The organism is Cytobacillus gottheilii (genome assembly GCF_001636345.1).
In the GTDB taxonomy this organism is placed as follows: domain Bacteria; phylum Bacillota; class Bacilli; order Bacillales; family Cytobacillaceae; genus Cytobacillus; species Cytobacillus gottheilii.
Genome location: NZ_KV440945.1, coordinates 3,888,926 through 3,906,439, shown reverse-complemented (window position 1 = coordinate 3,906,439; position 17,514 = coordinate 3,888,926). Strand labels below are relative to the sequence as shown.

Sequence of the window (17,514 nt, the reverse complement as noted above, 5' to 3'; positions counted from 1 at the left end):
ATGCTTGCTGGTGGCGTTTGGCGGATAAAACGGCGTTTTTGGCGGATAAATGAGAATAACGGCGGATAATAATTTTTTACGGCGGATAAATCAAAATAATGGCAGATAAATTTTCTGGACGGCGGATATCTAAGCTAAAGCGATAAACTTGTTAGGATTTTCAGACGTTTTCTGAATAATTGCAGCGTAAAAAGCCGGATAAAGGCATTTTTCCTCTAAAAACAGGCAGAGATCTGAAGAAATTTTGCGAGCTTATACACAAAAGATAACGCAAGCATTCTCCGCAAGTTACCCTTGAGTTGTTTCAACTAATTCTGCCTCTAGAATATACCGATAAGGCGCATCGCCAATAAAGGAGAACGGATAACAAGTAGAAATTGTTAATAGTTCCTCTGGAGCTGTGGAGCGTATAACCGTTGTATCATCTGCGTCCACGATATAGCTTCGCTTAATTTTGTAAGTAAACTCCCCATAAGGCATAATCATGTGAACAAGATCCCCAATCTGCACATCACCAAGCCGGCGAAACACGGTATCTCGGTGGCCGGAAAGCAGTATTTGATCAGCCTGCCCAGGCAAAACGGTGCTGCTAAAGTGACCAACGCCTTTTTCAAGCTCATCCTCGTCTGTTCCTTCTATAATAGGAAGTTCACCATCGATGGTTGGAAGCTGAAGAATTCCGATTGACTCTCCAATCTGAAAAGAAGGAATCTCGATTGGCGTTTGTTCAGTAACAGAAGATAAGTTACTCTCCGAACTTTTTCCGATATTACGATACGCCTGTTCAAGAGATTCTGCTGTTTTTGTCTCAGTTTCAGCAATGGCAGAAATTCCTTTGTATAATAATCCTCCTCCCACAATCATCAGAATACTGGCACTGACGAGCAACAGAATAGAGCCACCCTTCACTCCAACTCCTCCTTTTGTGAGTTCTTAAACTTCATAAAAGATAAGTAATAAGCAAAATCATCTTTTGTAATTCCATTTTCAATAGCTTCTTTGATTAAAAGGACCCACTCTTCATCCAGATTAGATAAATCTTTTTCCTTATCTAATAAGTCCTCAACAGTGGTATCAAGCGTGTACGCCAGACGTTCTAGGATTTGCAGAGAGGGATTCTTCTGAATGCCCCGCTCAATATAGCTTAAATATGATTTTGACACTCCTGCGAGTTCCGCTAACTCATTTAAAGAATATCCCTTTTTTCCTCTTAAATATTTCACCTTTATCCCGATCATAAAAGACTCCTTTTTTTGTAGATCACCTTATCAGCATAATTTTATATCTGTAAGAAACTAGAGGAAATGTATATTAAAAAAACAAATCAACACATTCATTATAACGAACAAAGTGTTCTGTAAAAAATACGAAATAATGAGAAAACTGAAGATAAAGTAAGAAAATGCAGGAAAAACGTTCGTTAAAACGAAAATTTGGCTATTTTTAGTATTTTTCAAACTAGTAAATTTGAAATATACTCAGTTTGTAAGTTCGATAAAACGAACGAAAAAAAGAAAAGATAATGAACGATTTCCTGTTGGGGGGGATTCCAATAAGAAAGAAACGCTTGAGAAAGTTCAAAAAGAAAAATAAGAAGTTAATCAATGTAATAAAAATAACGGCAATTTGGTATTTGTTCTTTGGAATGGCAGCCTATCTAACAGGAAATACAAATGCATATTTTATTGATGATAGCAAAGTAAGCGGACAAATTACTGCCGGAGTATGGCTTCCTTCATTGAAGATCACTGCAACAGGTTACTCTGATGATGGCAAAGGCATTTACGCTAAAGTTGAAAATTCTGGTGCCGCAATGGAATCTACGGGTTCATATCAAATTTTAAAAGCGAATGAAGCTGTTTACGAAGGTTCAATTGACTTATTAAGTGAAGGTGGATCAACCACTATTACCTTCGAAGCCAGTGAAAGCGGAAGCTATCAATTTAGAATATCTGCCCCAGGGTCAGAAGATAGTTTATCAGAGTTATTAGAAATAACGATAGAAGAGCAAGAAGAACCTAAAGAAGTAGTTGATGAAAAGGTAGAAGATCCGCCAGCTGAAGAGATTAAAGACGGGGAAGAAAGTACTGAAGATAAGGTGCAGCCAGAACCACCAGCGAACAAAGATGATCCTAAACAACCCGCACCTCCAGCGGATATTGGCGGTAAAGGGGATGGAAATACGGTTACACCTCCTGCTGAAGAAACAAAAGAGCAGAAACCAGAGCAGCCAAGTGAACCAGTTCAGCCACCAGTGGAAGAACCACCGAGTGAACAAAATTCTGAAAAAACAATAGAACAGGCTGGTGATTAGATGAAGAAAGCTAAAAAAATAATTAGCAATGTGATCACAGGAGTATTATTTGTGAACTTAATACTAATGGCCTTTCTAGTGGTTTCCTCCAAAGCGTCAGGAGGGGAACCACAGGCCTTTGGATATCAGCTGAAATCAGTACTATCAGGCTCTATGGAACCAACCTTTCAAACAGGTTCTATTATTGCAGTCAAACCAGTAGATGCTGAACAAGCAAAAAAGCTTAAGAAGGATGATGTCATCACGTATGTAACTAGTGATGAGATTTTAGTCACACACAGGATTATCGGAGTCACTGAAAGCGGCGACCAGGTTATGTATGAAACAAAAGGGGATAACAACCAGACTGCAGATATGGAATCTGTCTTATCAGACAATATCAGAGCCGTTTACTCCGGTTTCACGATTCCTTTTGTAGGCTATTTTATAGACTTTGCACAATCGAAAGAAGGAAGTGCAATCTTACTCATTGGTCCTGGAGTTCTCTTGCTTGCTTATGCAGCATTCAGCATATATCAAGGCTTAAGAGAATTAGAGCCAAAAGCAAAAAAAGAAGAAGAAACAACAGAAAAAACAGCTTAATACAATTGGTTGAACCTCTTGTTATTACAAGAGTCAATATAAAACAATAATACATACCCAAAAAGGGTCAGGGAGGAAATTAGAAATGAGCATTAAGAAAAAATTAGGTTTAGGTATTGCATCAGCTGCACTTGGAATGTCATTAGTTGGCGGGGGGACGTTTGCATACTTTAGTGATACTGAAACAACGAATAATACGTTTGCTGCTGGTACATTGGATTTGTCTGTAGATCCTACTACAATCATCAATGTTGATAATTTAAAGCCAGGTGATGTAATGTACCGTGATTTTGACTTAGTAAACGGTGGTACATTGGATATTTCTAAGGTAGATTTATCTACTAGTTATACAGTGGATGGAGCAGAAAACAATGGAACAGATGATTTTGGTAAACATATTATTGTTCACTTTTTAGAGAATGCTGATAAAACAGCATGGGGTTTAGGCGGTATAGACTATAATGACGTAATTACATCAACAACATTACATGATTTAAAGAATATGACTCCTGATGCTGTTGAGAGTGTAACTGCGTGGTGGGCATGGTTTGGAGGAGAGGAAAGCGGATTACCAGCTGGAACATCTGATCAGATGAATGTTCTATTTGAGTTCGTAGATAATGATCAAGATCAAAACCACTTCCAAGGAGACAAATTAAATCTTGAATGGTCTTTCACAGCACACCAAACTGAAGGTGAAGAGAGATAATAGCAACACAAAAAGGCGGGAGTTCATTCCCGCCTTTTGTCAAATCAAATGAGTGAGGTAATGCCATGAATAATCAAGGTTTGCTGGCAAAACCAAAGATCGTTTTCATCCTATTTATATTTGTGTTTTCATTGGGCATTGGCGGGCTTCCTGTTCATGCAGAAGATCGAGAGGTTGATATTCAGACCAATCCTCATGGATATCTTTTTCAAGTTGACAATTTAAAACCTGGAGATTGGATGCCGCGAAATATTACTGTAAAGAATAATGGCTTAATGGACTTTAAGTATATCGCTAGAATTGGAGATAAAAAGTCTGTAAAGGGTTTATTCGAAGAGCTGGAGTTCATGGTAAAAAAGGAAAATGATCTTTTATATGATGGAAAGCTGAAAGATTTTACTGGCTTTTCTCCAAGGGAACTGGCAAAGGGATCAGAAGAGACATTATTCCTGCAAGTAAAAGTGCCCGAAACGTTAGGAAACAGTTTTCAAGGCAGCTCGGCTGAAGTTGAAATTATCTTTTTAGCAGAGAGAATTGGAGATTCAACCCCAACTGATCCAGGAGAAGACCCAGATCCGACTGATCCAGGAGAAGATCCAGATCCAACCGACCCTGGAGAGGACCCAGATCCGACTGATCCAGGAGAAGATCCAGATCCAACCGACCCTGGAGAAGACCCAGATCCGACTGATCCAGGAGAAGATCCAGATCCAACCGACCCTGGAGAGGATCCAGACCCAACTGATCCGGGAGAAGATCCAGATCCAACGAATCCGGGAGAGAACCCAGATCTGACTGATCCAGGCGAAAATCCAAATCCAACGAACCCAAATCCTGCCGATCCAGTTAACAATCCAAATCCAACAGTACCTGAAGATGAACAACCGGCGCAAGATATTGTTGTAAGTCCAGAAGTGGTAAATACACTTCCAAATACGGCAACGAATCATTACAACATACTCATAGCAGGTCTGCTTGCAACTATTGGGGGAGGTTTCCTTTTACTTATTTATATTAGAAAAATTCGCAATGCAGGTTAGACGCGAAATGATAAGGGGGAAAGAGACTTGAATATAAAAAAGAAATTAGCTGCTGGTGTCTTATCATCTGCATTAGGATTTAGCCTGGTTGCAGGAGGAACATTTGCTTACTTTAGCGATCAGGAAACTGCAGAGAGCTCTTTTGCTGCCGGTACATTAGATTTAGAGATTAACAAAGAAAATATTATCAAAATTGATAATCTCAAACCAGGTGATTATGCATTTCGTGCTTTTGAAATGAAAAATGCGGGTTCATTAAACATAAAAGATATTCTTCTGCAGTCTGAATACGAAGTATACGATAAAAAGGGCGATAACAATGGGAAAGATTTTGGTGAGCATATTATCGTTCAATATTTATATAATGTATCAGGCGGAGAACAAGTGATATTTACAGAGAGCTTAGCCAACTTAACGAATAATCCAGTTCAAGTTTTGGAAAATATGCCAGCAGGTGCAAGAAACGCAACAAAATTCACAGTCCAGTTTAAATTTATTGATAATGGGCAGGATCAAAATATATACCAAGGAGATGCCCTAGAGCTTAAATGGACATTTAAGGCAAACCAAGAAGCTGGATCATCTAGGTAATTTTATAGAAATTACGGTGATTAGATGAAAGTCATACTGTATTATCTTGCGCTTTTAAATTTACTCGACGGTGCCGTAACCTATCTCGGTCTTCAACACAACATCATTTCAGAGGCAAACCCGTTAATGGATGCAATTTATGAGGCTGGACCTCATTGGTTTCTTGTACTAAAGGTCGCCCTTTCGGTGATTTTGTATGGATTGAATTTCACTGGCGCTGTTCCGGATGGAAAAGGGATTAGAAGGCTGGCGATGTTTGCTGTGATTTTGTATACAGCAGTTTGTGTTCTGCACAGTATTTGGATTATTCCATTTGTGTTTTAACATGAATGGCTCTGTAGGTGAATAGGATGATAGAAGAATGTCTTCGAGAAGAGGTGTTTTATGTATCAGAAAAATTGTGATCAATGCCAGCGGCCATCCTTCAGCAGCAGTGAACAAGGAGATTGGCTCTGTCCGGTTTGTGGAAATGATTTGACCCACCAGCCATTTTTTAATGCTATGACACAAGAAAGAGTGAATGTTTCATATAAGGTAAACACACAAAAAAAGCAAAAACAGATGGGCACTCTTTACCAGTCTTCTGCTTTGAAGGATGAAAAATCTATTAATCTGATCATTTAACTAGGACTATACTCTGAAAAAAATAGAAAAAAATAAAATAATGTACAAAAAGTGACAAACATTAACAAAAGGTTATAGTATGATAGATAGTGAGGAAATACTTTGAAGAAAAGGCAAACTTGCTGAAAGGCAAGGACGCAAAGTCACGGATCTAACGTATAATATTGGGCGTCATTACCGATGTAAGGAAGTTTTACTGTCATACATCGCCTGGAGAAGATACTATGATGGCCGGATTGCCTAGGATACGATTCGTATTTTGGGGGGAAAAAGAGTGATCGAGATGATGAGTAATAATCGTGAAGTCGTTGATGCTGAATGGATCCAGTTGATTACCGAAGCCAAGAATATGGGGCTGGAACAAGCGGAAATCAGAGCTTTTCTTCAATGTCATTTAGAAAAAGAAGCGGAGAAGGTTTAAAATGAGGAAGACAGTCGGAATGAATGAGGCGTGATACATTTAGTATCACGCCTAAGTTTGTTGCTTTTTTTTGATGCAGAGTCTGCTAGAAATATATCTCAATCAATGATTGACCAAGTCTGAAGCTGGGTTATTTATTTTGTGTTGTTCGCCATTTATTGAAATCGAGAAATTCACGAAACTGTTCCTTTGATACTCCTGATTCCATGGCTTCTTTTACAATTTTCATCCACTCAGAATCAAGCTCTTCTTTATTAATTTGCTCATGTATTAAATGATCAACTGGAACATCTAGTACACCAGCAACTTTTTCCAGAAACTGGATTGAAGGGTTCGTTTGGAGGTTTCTTTCCAGAGAACTCAAATAAGATTTTGCAACTCCTGCTTGTTCAGCAAGCTCAGATAAGGATAATTTTTTTTCCATTCGGAGCTGTTTGACTCGATCTCCAATCATTCAATCTCACACACCTTATCAACATTGGTAAGTTCATCATATCAGAAAATGCCTTACCAGTTCCATATTACGAACAATTTGTTCAATAATTTCTATATTATAGTATCATAAATTCCGTCAAAATTTCACAAAAATTTATTCTTTTTATTGTTGGGTTTTAGGCCTTTTATCCTAATTTGCCATTTTTTCTTTTTCTTCTTCATTTTTGTAAATATCTGCAATTTCTTGAACAGCTTTATCCATATGATCAGAGCAAATATAGAAGAATGGACCATCATATTCATTAAGTTTAAATGTATAACGAGGATCGTAATATGTTTCCAGCAGCAGCTGAATAAAGCGTCGATAATCTTTATGCAAGAGCGCTTCTTCGATAAGAACGATGGCTTCTTTGTCTCTAAGCCTTTTTTTGACTAAGATAAAGGATTCCTCTAATTTAACATTAAACCATTCTTCATGTATATATGGTTTCACATATTCGTTGAACAAACGGTTCACTCGCTGTTCCATTGAACAATCCAATTGAATGTGAATGCCTTCTTTTTTTAGATGAATTAATTCCTCAGGCTGGACAGCTTTTCCGATTCTTTTGCTTTCAGCCTCCATAATGACAAAAGGTGACTCCTGTATGGTATGCAATGTTTGAAAAAGCAATGCATCGAACATCTTTTGATTATGTGGATTTTCCTGGCCAAAACTGCCAAAGATTGAGCCTCGATGACGCGCGATAAGCTCTAAATCAATGACGGGCATGCCTTGCTCACTTAGTCTGTTTAGTACTTCTGTTTTGCCGCTGCCTGTTAAACCGTGTAAAACAATGGCTTTTTTCTGCAGCATACTCGGCAGTTTTTCTAAGATATATTGACGATAAGCGCGATATCCGCCAATCAAACGAGGCATGGGGAGCCCGGCAAATTGCAGAAAAGTTGCGACTGATTTACTGCGAGTGCCGCCGCGCCAGCAGTAGATCACAGGTTCATTGCCGTTATCTTTTATGGATTTGATTTGTTTTAATAGCTCAGGAATTTTAGGAGAAACGATTTCCATTGCGCGCCAGCGTGCTGCATCACCGCTGGTCTGTTTATACAATGTGCCGATTTCTGCCCGTTCTTCATCCGTAAATAAAGGGATATTAACGGCTCCTGGTATGTTAAATTCACGGAATTCAATTGGAGAGCGGACATCGACCGGAACGGCTCTGTCTAATTTCAGTAATTGTTCAACACTCATTTCTTTCATTTTCATTGCCTCCAATAGGTTTCTAGTGCACAATATGAATGTGGTGTTAGCTGTAGAAATATAAGATACTTACGGATACTATAGCAGGGAAACAGGGAGACTGAAAATAGGAAGACGTTTCGAAGCTGTGCATCTGGCTCTTATTCATAGGTTGTAGCTAACCTTTACATTCTGATTATACTCTTTTATTGTGGTGATTCTTGTGAAAAATAAATATTTAATAATTTATGAAGATCTGGTAGAGAAAATTCATCAGGAAGAATATCCTGTTCATTCCATATTACCATCTGAAAATGATCTGACTGATTTGTATTCTACTTCAAGAGAGACAATCCGCAAGGCTTTGAATTTGCTTGCACAAAATGGCTATATCCAAAAAATTCGCGGAAAAGGCTCTATAGTACTTGATTTAAAAAAGCTGCAGTTTCCGATTTCTGGGTTAGTCAGTTTTAAAGAGCTGACAGGTACGATGGGTCAGCAGGCAGAAACCATTGTGGCTGAATTTTCTTTAAAGAAGCCGGACAGCAATATTATGAAGCAGCTTCAAATTGAAAAAGATGATAAGGTATGGAAAGTGCATCGCATTCGAAAGATTGAAGGCGAAAAGATTATTCTTGATAAAGACTACATAATTGAAAGTCAGATCCCCGGTTTAACTGAAGAGATTTGTAAGCGGTCCATTTTTGAATATATTGAAAAGATGCTTGGCCGCAAGATTGGTTTTGCGAAGAAGGAATTCACCGTTGAGGAGCCGACTGCAGAGGATTATAAGCTGCTTGATATGGAAGGCTTTCATGCCATTGTGGTTGTGAAGAATTATATTTACCTGGATGATGCAGCACTTTTTCAATATACAGAATCAAGACATCGGCCGGATAAGTTCAGGTTTGTTGATTTTGCCCGCAGAATGGGGAATGCATAGTCTATGTTTTAATGCTCTTTTTTCAGGGAACTCTCATAATGTGCAAAAAATGAGAGAACTGATAGGAGATGATCTAACATGGGTAAAAAAATTGCATGCTTAATCACAAATATGTTTGAGGACTCTGAATATACGGAGCCTGCGAAGAGCTTTAAAGAAGCTGGACATGAAGTTGTGACAATTGAGAAGGAACAAGGCAAATCCGTTAAAGGCAAGCAGGGAGAAGCTACTGTTTCTATTGATAAAGGCATCGATGACGTGAAGCCAGAAGATTTCGATGCATTATTTTTACCAGGCGGTTTTTCACCTGATCAGCTTCGTGCAGATGATCGCTTTGTCCAATTTACAAAAGCGTTTATGGATGAAAAGAAACCTGTTTTTGCCATTTGTCATGGACCGCAGCTTCTTATTACAGCAAAGGCATTAGAAGGCCGTGATGCAACTGGGTTTAAATCCATTAAAGTTGATATGGAATATGCAGGAGCTAAATACGCAGATAAAGAAGTAGTTGTTTGTCAAAATCAGCTTGTCACAAGCAGACAGCCTGATGACATTCCTGCCTTTACGCGTGAGTCACTGAATCTTTTATAATAATAAAAAAACAGCCTCCGGGCTGTTTTTTTCATTACATTTTACGCAAATTTCCTAATTCTTCAGCAAGCGCCTGCATTTCATTTGGGCTGAATGAATCTTTTTTCATAATATGGTCATAAAGGTAGCGCAAATCCTCATACATCTCTTCATCGAAATGGGATGGTTTAATAGCACCCATATTTAACACTTTAAGCTTATCCTTAATTTTTTCGATCATATATTCGACATTTTCAGTTGATTTCTCTGATAAATTCATCCGACATCCCCCTCATATTAAGCTTGTCAATTCATCTTTCCATGTTCCCAGATAAAAGTCAAACATTATTCTTTTGCAGCCATGCTATATAAGTTGCATGAACCATGAGAAATAGAAGAAAATGAAATAGAGGAATCTAGTTCTAAATTCCAGAATTCAATTCGTATACATGAAAAGGAGAATGATCAGATGGGGAAATCATTGTTTTGGAAAGGGATTTTTTATGGAGCCATTGCCGGAGGAGCTTTAACCATGCTTGATAAAAGCACGCGTGAGTCTACAGCAGCATTTTGTAAAAAAACGGCAAGCAGCACGGCGTATTATGTGAAAAATCCAAATGAAACATTCAACAATGTAAAAGAGTTTTCTGCGCGAGTGAAAATTGCTGCTCAGCAGGTTAGCGAAGATGTTGCTTTCATTGCAGAAACGGTAGAAGAATTGCGAGAGGCTGCTCCTCAGGTGACAACGCTTGTGGAAAATACTAAAAGCGCTTTTAAAGGGGAGAAAGGTCTTCACATTGAAAACGAGGTGAATGAATGGGACAAGCATACGGAGGTTTAATTAAAAACCTTTGGAATCGTGTGCATAACGATGATGTTTTTGGTCTTGCTGCTCAATTAGCTTATTTCTTCTTGCTATCATTATTTCCTTTGCTGTTATTCCTGGTCACATTAGTGCCGTATTTGCCAATTACACTGGAAGATATTTTAAGTGTTGTCCGCGATTACGCTCCTGGAGATACGATGGCTTTAATTGAAAACAATGTGAATCAGTTATCCGAGAAAAACGGAAAGCTGCTTTCATTCGGGATTATCGCTACGATCTGGTCTGCTTCAAATGGGATTAACGCGGTTGTGAGGGCTTTTAACAAAGCATATGATGTGCAGGAAAGCAGGTCTTTTCTGGTCTCAAGGGGCATGTCCATTCTTATGACTTTTGGGATGATTTTAGTGTTTGTCGTTGCACTGCTTTTACCAGTGTTTGGCAGGCAAATCGGCGAGTTTTTATTTAATGTCTTTGGTCTGTCTGACTTTTTCTTAACTGTTTGGAATATGCTGAGGTGGCTTGTCAGTCCAGTAATCTTGTTTATTATCTTTGTCGGGCTCTACTGGTTTGCTCCGAATAAAAAACTAACATGCATCAGTGTCATTCCAGGTGCCATTTTTGCTACACTTGGCTGGATCATAACATCACTGGCATTTTCTTACTATGTAAGCAATTTTGGCAACTATTCGGCGACATACGGAAGTATTGGGGCGATCATCGTGCTGATGGTCTGGTTTTACTTATCCGGCATCATCATTCTGATCGGCGGAGAAATCAACGCCATCCATATGAAAAATACAAAACAGGATTGCTAAAACTTCCCTAATATATAAAAGAGGACTGTTGTGTAAAATAACATGGCAAGACCACACCTAACGCCAAGGAGGACTTCACATGACAAAACATACGAAAAAAGACGGCGGCACAAAACAAAAAGGCAAAAACAAACCAAAACATAAAACATCCGGATCTGCCAACGGCCAAAACGGATATCATTAATAGAAAAGCGGAAGGCGCTTGCTCAGGGGCGACAAGCTTAAGGCGAGATGGCATAAAGGTTGTTCTTTAACCTTTAGGGCAGGTCGACTTAAGACCTCGAGGGGTTAGCCACTGCAGCTTTATCAAAGCAAAACAAAAGTCCGAGAATAGACTTCTCGGACTTTTTTATACGCATTAAGAACGCAGCAAGCGCAAACTATTTAAAATGACAAGAATTGTTGAACCTTCATGTCCAATAACTCCATAAGGAAGATCAAGAACCTGCAAAAAGTTAGAGGATATTAAAACCATGATGACAGTGATGGAAAAAATGATATTTTGCTTCACAATCGCATTCATTCTCCGGGACAAGGAGATGGCTTCCGCTATTTTCGGCAATTCATTTTTCATTAATACCACATCTGCCGTTTCTAGAGCGACATCTGTACCTTCGCCCATGGCAATTCCAACGTTTGCTGATGCAAGTGCAGGTGCATCGTTAATTCCGTCTCCAACCATTGCAACATTACCGTACTTTTCTTTTAGTGCTTTGAGCCGATCAACTTTTGTTTCCGGCAGGCACTCGGCAATGAATTCGTCTACATGGCTTTCAGCGGCAATAGCAGCAGCTGTTTCTTTGCTGTCACCTGTTAACATAATCGTATAAATGCCTTGCTTCTTCAGCAGTTCAATCGCAGCCTTTGTTTCTTGACGAACAACATCCTTCAAGGCAATAATGGCAGCCAGTTCTTCGCCGCGCGTAACATACACAACCGTTTTTCCGCTTTGAGCCAATGCTTCGGCCTTTAATTTAAATTCTTCCGTTTGATTACTTGGTGTAAAGTTCGCCTTCCCAATCGTCCACTCTTCATCTGCAATGACTGCTTTTACACCCCAGCCAGGAACATCCTCGATATAATTCGGTTCCGATAAAGGCTGATTTAATTGTTCTGTCGCATAATTCACGATCGCTTGTGCAAGCGGGTGTGTAGAATGCCGTTCGATTGAAGCTGTGATTGCTAAAATTTCTTCAGCGGAAACATCGGAAACATCGGAAACCGCAACAAAATCAGTCACTTCCGGTTTCCCTTTTGTCAGCGTCCCAGTTTTATCAAAAGCGATGGCATGCAAGTGGCTTAAATTTTCAAGATGAACGCCGCCTTTAAACAAGATGCCATGACGGGCACCGTTTGAGATTGCCGCTAATGTCGCAGGCATAATCGATGCCACCAATGCACATGGAGAAGCAACAACCAGAAGAATCATTGCTCTGTAAAATGTCTCAGTCCATGACCAGCCTAACAGAAAATGCGGCAATACCATCATCAGGGCAACAACAGACAGAACAACCTTCACATACCGCCCCTCAAATCTTTCAATAAAAAGCTGTGATGGAGATTTTTCACTTTGGGCGGATTGCACTAATTTAATAATTTTTTGAAAGAGAGTATCACTGCTTAGTTTTGTGATTTCTACAGTGATCGATCCGTTTAGGTTAACGGTTCCAGCAAAGATTTCATCCTCCGTGCCTTTTGATACGGGCATCGACTCACCAGTAATCGCTGCTTCATCAATGGTCGTTTGACCTTTTACAATTTTGCCATCAGAAGGGACTCGTTCGCCAGGCTTCACAAGGATATGGTCACCGATGACCAGCTCTGATACATGCACCTTTTTCTCTTGTCCAGCGGAGAGAAGTAATGCTTCTTCAGGCTGCAGATCCATCAATGCAGAGATTTCTTTATGACTTTTGTTCATCGTATATGTTTCTAAAGCACCGCTTAATGCAAAAATAAAAATTAAAATAGCTCCTTCTGTCCAATAGCCGATGATTGCAGAGCCGATGGCTGCAAAGATCATCAGCATTTCTACATTCAATTCTTTGTTTTCAATAGTATCTTCAATACCTTCTTTTGCCTTGGCAAAGCCGCCGATCACAAATGCAGCCAAATACACAGCAACAGATGCAGACTGGAAGCCTTCACGATCTAAAAGCCAGCCTGCTAGAATAAGGACACCGCTAAAAAGAGCGGCAATAAGTTCTGCATGAGTTTTTATCGCTGCAAATGGGTTTCCTGTTTCAGCTACTGGCTGTGTTTGGTAAACGGATTTGGTTTCAGTATTCATTTGGAGTTCCTCCTTGTTTAGTTAGTTTGTACACACGATCTCAAATGAGAAGAATAATCAACATCAATACCCCAATAAAACGACGAAAGCTGCCACCATAGAGGTGACAGCATTCCAGACAATTTTATATGTGGTTGCTTTGTATATTCCTATCATAACTTATCTAATAGAAGTTGCATAGCAAAAAGTTTCCAATTAGGCATGCTCTGCAACACTGCTTGGTTTCCCGCCAAATAAGGCGATACTCAAGAAGATGAGAAGCAGCATAATGCTTATGATGTGGAAGAAGCTTAAAGCCTGGAAATACTCAATGAAAATTCCTCCTAAAAATGGCCCGGACAGGCTTCCCATGCTAAAAGCAACGCCGCAGAGCAGATTGCCCGTCGGCAGCAGATTGCGCGGTACAAGATCAGTCATATAACTTATCCCAAGTGAAAAAGTCGATCCGACTGCCATGCCTGCAACAAACAAACATACCGCAAGTGCTGTTGCTGAACTCTCAAGAAAGCTTGCTGTTACAAAGGCAAGTGAACCAAAAAGAAGAACACTCAATAATATTTTTCTTCTTCCGTATTTATCGCTTAACATGCCAAGCGGCAGCTGAAAAACGATTGCTCCCACTGCAAAAGATGTTAACAGCAATGATACACTTGAAACCTCTAAGCCGATTCTTAATCCATAGACCGGAAAGCTTCCATTCAGAGAAGCTTCTAAAAATCCATAGCCTAGTGGAGGGAGAAAGGCAACCCATGCGTATTTAGATGCCGCTTTAAACCGTTTCATCGTTTCTTTGAAAGAATTCACTTGAACTGTTTGCTCAGGAAAATCATTTTTTAATGTGAATAAAAACAACCATGCTATAAAACATAATATAGATGAAATTATAAATGGCAATGCTTCATTAACCTCAACAAGCGGTGTCATCAAAGGTCCGACAGCAAAGCCTAAACCAAAAAACAATCCATATAAAGAGATGTTACGCCCTCTTTTATGATCAGGTGAAAAGCTGGTAATCCATGTCTGAGTTCCAAAATGCAAGGCATGATCGCCTATTCCAACCAATAATCGCAGAACAAACCAAAACCAAAACGTTTTCCAGAATGGGAAAAGCAGCAGTGACACGACAACGAGCAAGCCTCCCAGAATGATTACCGGTTTATAGCCATATTTACGCAGTGGATATTCCATAAACGGAGAAATCAGCAGAATTCCAATATAAAGTCCAGTTGCGTTTAAGCCATTTAAACTTGAAGAAACTCCGTCCGCTTCAAAAATAACCGCAATTAAAGGCAGCAGCATCCCCTGACTGAACCCTGAAATCGCCACAATGCTTACTAAGATCCAAAAGCGCATATTTTCTCTATTTTTCATTACCCATACCTCAGTTTGTAAAAATTTAGTCTCCCTAAAAGATGGTATATGGAATTCAGAAGATTGGCAAGGAAAAGATGTCCAATGGTCAAGGGAGAACAAGCTTAGAAAGCGAGATGTGCAAAGAAGAGGAGTATACATTGATAAAATTTATGAATGGATCGGAAACTGTCCCGAATGAACAGAATGAAAATGTGAACAGAATGAAAATGGGAAATTACCGAAAAACCTTAGGAAATGATCGAAACAAACACAAACTGGATCCTTCAAAAAAGTTTTTTGGTGAATTAAAGCGGAGGACAGCTCAAAAAAATTTGGTTATACATCCACTTTTTGCACAGAATAACTTTTAGAAATGGAAGATAGATTCCTCTCTACACCAAGCTGCATAAAGGGAGTTGACCGGGATGAATAAAATATTTTTAGTGCTTGTTTTTGCGGGTGTTCCGCTTTCAGTCATTGGAACATTATTGCATTGGTCTAATATTATCCTGTTTGTGATTTATTGCTTAACGATTATAGCGCTGGCGGGTTTTATGGGAAGAGCAACGGAGAGTTTGGCGATTGTAGCAGGCCCAAGAATCGGCGGGCTGCTGAACGCAACATTTGGCAATGCGGTTGAATTGATTATCTCTGTATTTGCTCTAAAAGAAGGGCTTGTTGGGGTTGTTCTTGCCTCTTTAACAGGCTCTGTCATAGGCAATCTGCTGCTCGTGGCTGGTTTATCCTTTTTTGTGGGAGGATTAAAGTTTAAACGGCAGACTTATAATGTTTTTGATGCAAGACATAACTCGGGTCTGCTAATGTTTGGTGTCATCGTGGCATTTGTGATTCCGGAAGTTTTCTCCATGACAATGGATGAAACGAAAACCATTAGTTTTAGCATCGGAATTTCAATTATATTAATTGTTCTTTATCTGGCGGCTCTATTTTTTAAACTTGTAACACATCGGGGTGTTTATCAAACAACTAATGAGAATGAGCAGCATGCTCATGAAGAACCAGAATGGGGAAAAGGAAAGGCTATTACTGTATTAGCCATCAGCACGGTTGCTGTTGCTTATGTTTCAGAGAATCTTGTTCACACATTTGAAACTGTTGGTGAAGTGTTTGGCTGGACTGAGCTCTTTATTGGGGTGGTCATTGTTGCAATCGTCGGAAATGCTGCCGAGCATGCATCGGCCATCATTATGGCTTATAAAAATAAAATGGACATTGCAGTCGAAATTGCGGTGGGATCAACCTTGCAGGTGGCTATGTTTGTTGCACCAGTTCTTGTGTTAATTTCATTATTTTTTGCGGAGCCAATGTCGCTTGTTTTCACATTGCCAGAATTAATTTCTATGGTGACAGCGGTTCTCTTAATGATTGTGATCTCAAATGATGGCGAATCCAATTGGTTTGAAGGTGCGACGTTATTAGCCGCCTATTTGATTATGGGGATAGGATTCTATTTATTATAAACGATAAAAACGGCTCTCAGGGGAAAGAGCCGTTTTCATCTTTACGGAAAGCAGTAGCTTTCTTCACTATAGGGTAGTCTTATAAGTATTTTTAAATCATGATTGTTTAGGTAAGCTTTATCTCTTCGCTAATCGGCATGCATCACCATCTTCCTGTTTAGGATGATTTCTCCTTCCTGCTTGCAAGTCAATTATGCTCTAGCCTCCTTTATAAGCGAATGGGATTTAGCTGCCCTCCTTTGTTGTATTAATGGTATTATGACATATATTTTGATATTTGTAAATATTCTGATTTTTACAATGGTGTTACATTTTTATTTCTTATGGATGGATAGAATGGCTTCAGGACGAAAAAACTAACAGTAAATCATAATGGCTAAATATGAAAGGAGTTCTTCAGCATGAAAAAAAGAATGCTACCCATTGTATCTGCTCTATTAATCATATTGTCCTTACAGACATCTGTTATGGCTGAAAAAACAGAAGAAAAAGCTGAAAAAGCAGAAGAAAAAATAGAAAACGCAGAAGAAAAAACCGAAAAGGAAGAAACAAAAGCCATCAATATTCCAAGCTCGGTTCTTAATATTACAAAGGAAAATACGTATCCGAATCCAGATCAGGATATGCCCACTCTTCAGCCTAGCGAGCTTACACAGCAGCTGATCGATTCTACAAAGGTGAAAATTGAGAATCCAGATTTAATCCGGATGTTAAATGAAACAACAGTCAATAGCACGCCTTTTGCGTTTGGCTATAAAGCTATTGTGTATTTAGGGCAATGGCCGCTGAATTATGAATCAACAGAAACTGCGCCAAACTGGGAATATCAAAAAATTAATACGAACTATTTTGATAACCGCGGAGGAAAAGCTCCTTATCAGATTCACTATGTTCAAGAAGCTCAGAAAGTGGTAAAAGGCGGATTAACCGCTAAAATTCCCAATTCAGAAGATGTTAAGAAAATGATGCTCTTAAAGGCAACCGAGAAAACAGGATTGTCTCTAGCATTTGAAACGATCATTGGAGGCGGAACGAAAAAGGATAATGTGTATAATATCCCTCCTAAACGCCTTGGCTATTTATATGGCTATGCTCCTGCCATCAATGAAAAAGGAAAAGTGACATATGGCGAAGTTTTTCTTATGCTGAAAGGAAGCAAAAAGGTCATTGTCGTGAAAAATGTAACTTCGCAGGGAATTGGCGCATGGATCCCTGTACAGGATCATATGTCCTTTGGGTTTATGGTATCTGAAAGACCTCGCTAAACAAAAAAACGCCCTAGG

The 17,514-nt window shown here is 39.3% G+C and carries 21 protein-coding genes and 1 riboswitch; of the genes, 14 read left to right on the top strand and 7 right to left on the bottom strand.

Going from position 1 to position 17,514, the window contains the following annotated elements:
- Positions 1-288: 288 nt before the first annotated feature.
- Together srtD and A6754_RS19025 are read right to left on the bottom strand one after the other, a co-directional pair.
- Positions 289-909 carry a class D sortase, LPxTATN-specific gene (srtD, locus tag A6754_RS19030; protein ID WP_066449576.1) on the bottom strand — a complete coding sequence of 207 codons (621 nt, stop codon included), beginning with the start codon at positions 907-909 and terminating at the stop codon, positions 289-291.
- Positions 906-1,238: a helix-turn-helix domain-containing protein gene (locus A6754_RS19025; protein ID WP_066449573.1), complete on the bottom strand. Its 333-nt coding sequence runs from the start codon at positions 1,236-1,238 to the stop codon at positions 906-908. Before A6754_RS19025 ends, srtD begins: the two co-directional genes overlap by 4 nt.
- A gap of 329 nt (positions 1,239-1,567) precedes the next feature.
- On the opposite strand from A6754_RS19025, the gene A6754_RS19020 reads away from it, so the two are divergent.
- From A6754_RS19020 to sinI, 8 genes are all read left to right on the top strand, one after another.
- Positions 1,568-2,314, top strand: a complete 747-nt coding sequence (locus tag A6754_RS19020) for a hypothetical protein (RefSeq protein WP_066449570.1) — start codon at positions 1,568-1,570, stop codon at positions 2,312-2,314.
- Positions 2,315-2,896 carry a signal peptidase I SipW gene (gene sipW / locus A6754_RS19015; RefSeq protein WP_066449567.1) on the top strand — a complete coding sequence of 194 codons (582 nt, stop codon included), beginning with the start codon at positions 2,315-2,317 and terminating at the stop codon, positions 2,894-2,896.
- A gap of 85 nt (positions 2,897-2,981) precedes the next feature.
- A complete protein-coding gene (locus tag A6754_RS19010) occupies positions 2,982-3,605 on the top strand; it encodes a CalY family protein (RefSeq protein ID WP_066449563.1) in 624 nt (207 codons plus the stop codon).
- A 65-nt stretch (positions 3,606-3,670) separates the two neighbouring features.
- On the top strand, positions 3,671-4,645 hold the full coding sequence (locus A6754_RS19005) for a TasA family protein (RefSeq protein WP_066449560.1): 975 nt from the start codon (positions 3,671-3,673) through the stop codon (positions 4,643-4,645).
- 27 nt (positions 4,646-4,672) lie between these two features.
- Positions 4,673-5,236, top strand: coding sequence for a TasA family protein (locus A6754_RS19000; protein WP_066449557.1), 564 nt, complete (start codon positions 4,673-4,675; stop codon positions 5,234-5,236).
- Positions 5,237-5,260: 24 nt separating this feature from the next.
- Positions 5,261-5,560, top strand: coding sequence for a DUF5658 family protein (locus A6754_RS18995; RefSeq protein ID WP_066449556.1), 300 nt, complete (start codon positions 5,261-5,263; stop codon positions 5,558-5,560).
- A gap of 60 nt (positions 5,561-5,620) precedes the next feature.
- Complete coding sequence (locus A6754_RS22850; protein ID WP_156495823.1) at positions 5,621-5,860, top strand: hypothetical protein; 240 nt, start codon at positions 5,621-5,623, stop codon at positions 5,858-5,860.
- Positions 5,861-5,962: 102 nt separating this feature from the next.
- Positions 5,963-6,104, top strand: a riboswitch (cyclic di-GMP riboswitch).
- A gap of 39 nt (positions 6,105-6,143) precedes the next feature.
- Complete coding sequence (gene sinI, locus A6754_RS22525; protein WP_156495883.1) at positions 6,144-6,281, top strand: DNA-binding anti-repressor SinI; 138 nt, start codon at positions 6,144-6,146, stop codon at positions 6,279-6,281.
- Positions 6,282-6,411: 130 nt separating this feature from the next.
- Here the strand turns inward: sinI and A6754_RS18990 are convergent, their stop codons facing one another.
- Both A6754_RS18990 and mnmH read right to left on the bottom strand, forming a co-directional pair.
- A complete protein-coding gene (locus tag A6754_RS18990; RefSeq protein WP_066449553.1) occupies positions 6,412-6,735 on the bottom strand; it encodes a helix-turn-helix domain-containing protein in 324 nt (107 codons plus the stop codon).
- Between the two features lie 171 nt (positions 6,736-6,906).
- The gene (mnmH, locus tag A6754_RS18985; protein WP_066449547.1) at positions 6,907-7,974 is read right to left on the bottom strand and encodes a tRNA 2-selenouridine(34) synthase MnmH; all 1,068 of its coding nucleotides are present in this window, start codon (positions 7,972-7,974) and stop codon (positions 6,907-6,909) included.
- Between the two features lie 202 nt (positions 7,975-8,176).
- Here mnmH and treR point away from each other — a divergent pair, with 202 nt between their 5' ends.
- A complete protein-coding gene (treR, locus tag A6754_RS18980; RefSeq protein ID WP_066449544.1) occupies positions 8,177-8,896 on the top strand; it encodes a trehalose operon repressor in 720 nt (239 codons plus the stop codon).
- Positions 8,897-8,974: 78 nt separating this feature from the next.
- Entirely contained in the window at positions 8,975-9,487 is a 513-nt protein-coding gene (locus tag A6754_RS18975; protein ID WP_066449542.1) for a type 1 glutamine amidotransferase domain-containing protein, read from the top strand.
- 34 nt (positions 9,488-9,521) lie between these two features.
- Here the strand turns inward: A6754_RS18975 and A6754_RS18970 are convergent, their stop codons facing one another.
- On the bottom strand, positions 9,522-9,746 hold the full coding sequence (locus A6754_RS18970; RefSeq protein WP_066449539.1) for a DUF1128 domain-containing protein: 225 nt from the start codon (positions 9,744-9,746) through the stop codon (positions 9,522-9,524).
- A 189-nt stretch (positions 9,747-9,935) separates the two neighbouring features.
- Here A6754_RS18970 and A6754_RS18965 point away from each other — a divergent pair, with 189 nt between their 5' ends.
- Both A6754_RS18965 and A6754_RS18960 read left to right on the top strand, forming a co-directional pair.
- A complete protein-coding gene (locus A6754_RS18965) occupies positions 9,936-10,307 on the top strand; it encodes a hypothetical protein (RefSeq protein ID WP_066449537.1) in 372 nt (123 codons plus the stop codon).
- A complete protein-coding gene (locus tag A6754_RS18960; protein ID WP_066449534.1) occupies positions 10,283-11,107 on the top strand; it encodes a YihY/virulence factor BrkB family protein in 825 nt (274 codons plus the stop codon). The genes A6754_RS18965 and A6754_RS18960 overlap by 25 nt, the downstream gene beginning before the upstream one ends.
- Before the next feature lie 358 nt (positions 11,108-11,465).
- Here the strand turns inward: A6754_RS18960 and A6754_RS18955 are convergent, their stop codons facing one another.
- Together A6754_RS18955 and A6754_RS18950 are read right to left on the bottom strand one after the other, a co-directional pair.
- Complete coding sequence (locus tag A6754_RS18955; RefSeq protein WP_066449531.1) at positions 11,466-13,397, bottom strand: heavy metal translocating P-type ATPase; 1,932 nt, start codon at positions 13,395-13,397, stop codon at positions 11,466-11,468.
- Between the two features lie 195 nt (positions 13,398-13,592).
- Positions 13,593-14,816: an MFS transporter gene (locus A6754_RS18950; protein ID WP_465251931.1), complete on the bottom strand. Its 1,224-nt coding sequence runs from the start codon at positions 14,814-14,816 to the stop codon at positions 13,593-13,595.
- 359 nt (positions 14,817-15,175) lie between these two features.
- Between A6754_RS18950 and cax the strand changes: the two genes are divergently transcribed.
- Together cax and A6754_RS18935 are read left to right on the top strand one after the other, a co-directional pair.
- On the top strand, positions 15,176-16,231 hold the full coding sequence (cax, locus tag A6754_RS18940) for a calcium/proton exchanger (protein WP_066449528.1): 1,056 nt from the start codon (positions 15,176-15,178) through the stop codon (positions 16,229-16,231).
- A gap of 401 nt (positions 16,232-16,632) precedes the next feature.
- The gene (locus A6754_RS18935) at positions 16,633-17,496 is read left to right on the top strand and encodes a YfkD famly protein (protein WP_082851748.1); all 864 of its coding nucleotides are present in this window, start codon (positions 16,633-16,635) and stop codon (positions 17,494-17,496) included.
- Positions 17,497-17,514: the final 18 nt, after the last annotated feature.

Excerpts from the sequence above, each read along its gene's own strand:
- A6754_RS19025 (WP_066449573.1), bottom strand. The coding sequence starts at position 1,238 with ATGATCGGGATAAAGGTGAAATATTTAAGAGGAAAAAAGGGATATTCT.
- sipW (WP_066449567.1), top strand. The coding sequence starts at position 2,315 with ATGAAGAAAGCTAAAAAAATAATTAGCAATGTGATCACAGGAGTATTA.
- A6754_RS19010 (WP_066449563.1), top strand. The coding sequence starts at position 2,982 with ATGAGCATTAAGAAAAAATTAGGTTTAGGTATTGCATCAGCTGCACTT.
- A6754_RS19005 (WP_066449560.1), top strand. The coding sequence starts at position 3,671 with ATGAATAATCAAGGTTTGCTGGCAAAACCAAAGATCGTTTTCATCCTA.
- A6754_RS18995 (WP_066449556.1), top strand. The coding sequence starts at position 5,261 with ATGAAAGTCATACTGTATTATCTTGCGCTTTTAAATTTACTCGACGGT.
- A6754_RS22850 (WP_156495823.1), top strand. The coding sequence starts at position 5,621 with ATGTATCAGAAAAATTGTGATCAATGCCAGCGGCCATCCTTCAGCAGC.
- sinI (WP_156495883.1), top strand. The coding sequence starts at position 6,144 with ATGATGAGTAATAATCGTGAAGTCGTTGATGCTGAATGGATCCAGTTG.
- A6754_RS18990 (WP_066449553.1), bottom strand. The coding sequence starts at position 6,735 with ATGATTGGAGATCGAGTCAAACAGCTCCGAATGGAAAAAAAATTATCC.
- mnmH (WP_066449547.1), bottom strand. The coding sequence starts at position 7,974 with ATGAAAGAAATGAGTGTTGAACAATTACTGAAATTAGACAGAGCCGTT.
- A6754_RS18975 (WP_066449542.1), top strand. The coding sequence starts at position 8,975 with ATGGGTAAAAAAATTGCATGCTTAATCACAAATATGTTTGAGGACTCT.
- A6754_RS18970 (WP_066449539.1), bottom strand. The coding sequence starts at position 9,746 with ATGAATTTATCAGAGAAATCAACTGAAAATGTCGAATATATGATCGAA.
- A6754_RS18965 (WP_066449537.1), top strand. The coding sequence starts at position 9,936 with ATGGGGAAATCATTGTTTTGGAAAGGGATTTTTTATGGAGCCATTGCC.
- A6754_RS18960 (WP_066449534.1), top strand. The coding sequence starts at position 10,283 with ATGGGACAAGCATACGGAGGTTTAATTAAAAACCTTTGGAATCGTGTG.
- A6754_RS18955 (WP_066449531.1), bottom strand. The coding sequence starts at position 13,397 with ATGAATACTGAAACCAAATCCGTTTACCAAACACAGCCAGTAGCTGAA.
- cax (WP_066449528.1), top strand. The coding sequence starts at position 15,176 with ATGAATAAAATATTTTTAGTGCTTGTTTTTGCGGGTGTTCCGCTTTCA.
- A6754_RS18935 (WP_082851748.1), top strand. The coding sequence starts at position 16,633 with ATGAAAAAAAGAATGCTACCCATTGTATCTGCTCTATTAATCATATTG.